The organism is Bifidobacterium italicum (assembly GCF_002286915.1).
GTDB classification, from domain to species: domain Bacteria; phylum Actinomycetota; class Actinomycetes; order Actinomycetales; family Bifidobacteriaceae; genus Bifidobacterium; species Bifidobacterium italicum.
In genome coordinates, this window is sequence record NZ_MVOG01000052.1 from 1 (window position 1) to 3,305 (window position 3,305).

A 3,305-nucleotide genomic window follows, 5' to 3' on the forward strand; every position below is an offset into this window, starting at 1 on the left:
CGGACCGTGCCTCGTCGATCAGATGAGTTTGTTGAGGCGGTACAGGAACGCGGCCATCGCAGAACGCGTCAGCTTGCTGCCATACCCGAACGAACCATCCGAATTACCCAGCGTAATACCCGCATTCGCGCACCACAGGATCTCCTTGGCACCGAACGTACCCTGCTTCACATCAGAGAACCGACGGTAATCCGCAGCCGACGGCGCAAACGACGCCGCACCCTGCACACCGGCAAGCTTCGCATACCGATACAGGAACACCGCCATATCCTGACGCGTCAACTTGTCATTACCATTGAACCGGCCATTCGAACCCTGCGAAATGCCGTTCTTCGCCAGCCACAGGATCTCCTTGGCACCATACGACCCCTGCTTCACATCAGAGAACCGCTGGTAATCCGCAGCCGACGGCGCAAACGACGCGGCACCCGCCACACCATGCACCTTCGCCAGACGATACAGGAAGATCGCCATATCCTGACGGCTCAGATGATCACCATAACCGAAACGACCATCCGAATACCCATTCGTGATACCCTGCGCCGCCAGCCACTCGATCTCATCATGGAACGCCACACCAGCCGGCACATCAGAGAACCGATCAGACGAACCACCCTTAGACACCGTCACGATAAGCGACGCTGTCTTGCCGGACACGGTCACCGTGATCGCGGCCATGCCTTCGGCCTTCGCCGTGACCTTGCCGTTGCCATCAACCGTGACGACCGAATCATCCGAGGAGGACCAGACCGCGGCACCCGCGACGGCCGTGGAAGGCGTGACGACGGCATTCAGCTGGACGCTCTTGCCATTCTCAATGTTGAGCTTGCCGTCCTTGACGCCGTCGCCGGTGATTGCGACCGATTCAACCGGCACGGTCGCCGGGATCACGGTCACGGTCACCGAATCGGTCTTGTCACCGGCCGTCGCCGTGATCGTCGTCGTGCCGGCCTTGACGCCAGTCACGGTGCCGTTCGCATCGACCTTTGCCACGGACGCGTTTGAGGAGCTCCATGCGACCTTCTTGTCGGTCGCATTGGCCGGAGTGACGGTCGCCGTGAGCTTCTTCGAAGCGCCTTCCTTGAGCGAGAAATCACCGCCGGCGATTGCGACGGCATCGACCGGGACGGTCACGACGCACGGAGCGTTCGCGCTCACGACGCCGTTCTCGACGACGAGCGTCGTGCCTTGGCCGGTGTAGTTCTTATTGCCGTTGTTGTCCCAGGTGTTGTTGCCGTTGTTGAAGACGAACTCGATCGTGGAGTCAGCGGCGTCCGGGACCACATAGGAGACGTAGCCGTTGCAGGCGGACTGCGTCATCTTGACGCCGGGAACGGCGGTCCATGTGCCGGTGCCGACGCGGTAGTGGAAGTAGGTGGAGTCGGCGCCGAACTTGTCGGCCGGATAGTAGACGGTCGTGTCGTTGCCAACCGGCATGTCCTCTTCGGTGACGGTGGCGGTGACGGTGTCCGACTTGGTTCCGACGGTCACGGTGATGTCGGCGGTGCCCTTGGCAACGCCGGTGACGAGACCGTTCGCGTCGACGGTGGCGACGCCGTTGTTGGAGGACGCCCACGTGAGCGTATCGCCGGAAGCTACTTCGGAGCCGTCCGCGGCCAGCAGCTTCGCGGTCAGCTGATGCGTCTCGCCGGCCTTGACGGAGAAGTCGCCGCCGTCGATCTTGACCGACTCATACGGCGTCGGCGGCGCGGCCTCGACCGTCACGGTGATGGACGCCGACTTACCGCCGGCCGTCGCCGTGATCGTCGCGGAACCAGCCGTGCGGGCCGTAACCTTGCCGGCGTTGTCCACGCTCGCGACCGCGGCGTTCGACGAGCTCCAGCTGACCCTCTTGTTCGTTGCGTTCGACGGCGAGACGGTCGCGGAAAGCGTCGTCGTGCCGCCTTCCTGCAGCGTCACATCGCCGCCATTGATCGTGACCGAATCGACGGGGACGATGACCGGTCCGGAACCGCCGACGGTCACATGGATCGTCTTCTTGTGGACGCGGCCGTATGAGTAAACGACCAGATCGGCCGAGCCGTTGCTCACGGCGCGGATGACGCCGTCGGCGCCGGCGCGCACGATGCTCGGATCCATCGACTGCCAGACGAGATGCTGATAGGTCGCGTTCTCCGGCGTGAAGGTCGCGGACGTGTCCACGGTGCCGCCCGACGGGACATGCAGCGTGTACTCGTCGCCGGAGCCTTCAAGGCCATTGGCGCTCAGATCGAAGCCAGCGAGGTACACATAGGATTTCTTCTCGAGCTGGACGGTCTTCTCGGCGGTCTGACCCTGATAGGTGGCGGAGATCGTCACAGTGCCGTCGCCATCCATGGACATGTCGGCGTCCCATGTGGATGTGTTGCCCTGGTCCTGCGGCCAGATGGACTGCATGGCGTTGCGCCAGTTCGAGGTCTTCCAGGTGATTTCATCAGTGGCGACGTCGGCCGGCAGACCGAGCGCCGTGATCTGGAACTTATCCGAGGTCGGCACCGTGTCCGGACCGACGAGTCGGAAATCGTCCGCGTATGCGGGCGCCGCGAAGCCTATGCCCGCGAAGAGCGTCGCCGCGGCGATGGCGCCGGCTGCGACCCTCTTCCTCATGCCATGTAACCGATCAAAGATCGACATCGTTCCTCCTAAATAACCGAGCAAGAAACAAGTGCGTCATGACGACTGGTTCGTCGGCTTATCTCCGTTCTCGGTGTGTTTCCTCATGGTGCGGTCCGCAGGCGGCATCGATTGACGCATGCGTTCCAAGCAATCTCCCGGCATGACGCCGTTCGCTCTTAGACGACCTACGTTCACTGCGAACGTATTCATATCAAACAGTATACAACTTTCTTTACACAATCTGCACCATCAAGTCCACTGATACACACGTTGTCATCTCACGATGCGGCACACGATGGCAGCCACCCACTATCCGGACGGTTCGTGGACCGTTGCCCATACAGAAAAGCGGATGCGGATACGGGAACGATGCCCCGCATCCGCATCCGCGTGATGCCGTTGCGCCCTATGCCGTCATGCCGCGGCGAGAGCGCTTGTCTGTCTGTCAGATGAGTTTGTTGAGGCGGTACAGGAACGCGGCCATCGCAGAACGCGTCAGCTTGCTGCCATACCCGAACGAACCATCCGAATTACCCAGCGTAATACCCGCATTCGCGCACCACAGGATCTCCTTGGCACCGAACGTACCCTGCTTCACATCAGAGAACCGACGGTAATCCGCAGCCGACGGCGCAAACGACGCCGCACCCTGCACACCGGCAAGCTTCGCATACCGATACAGGAACACC

2 protein-coding genes are annotated in these 3,305 nt (G+C 61.7%); both read right to left on the minus strand.

The window, feature by feature from the left end:
• Window positions 1-18 precede the first annotated feature (18 nt).
• The gene (locus B1400_RS08915; RefSeq protein ID WP_095614040.1) at window positions 19-2,634 is read right to left on the minus strand and encodes an Ig-like domain-containing protein; all 2,616 of its coding nucleotides are present in this window, start codon (window positions 2,632-2,634) and stop codon (window positions 19-21) included.
• Between the two features lie 427 nt (window positions 2,635-3,061).
• A partial coding sequence (locus B1400_RS10015; RefSeq protein ID WP_235607411.1) for an S-layer homology domain-containing protein occupies window positions 3,062-3,305 on the minus strand: 244 nt, incomplete at its 5' end.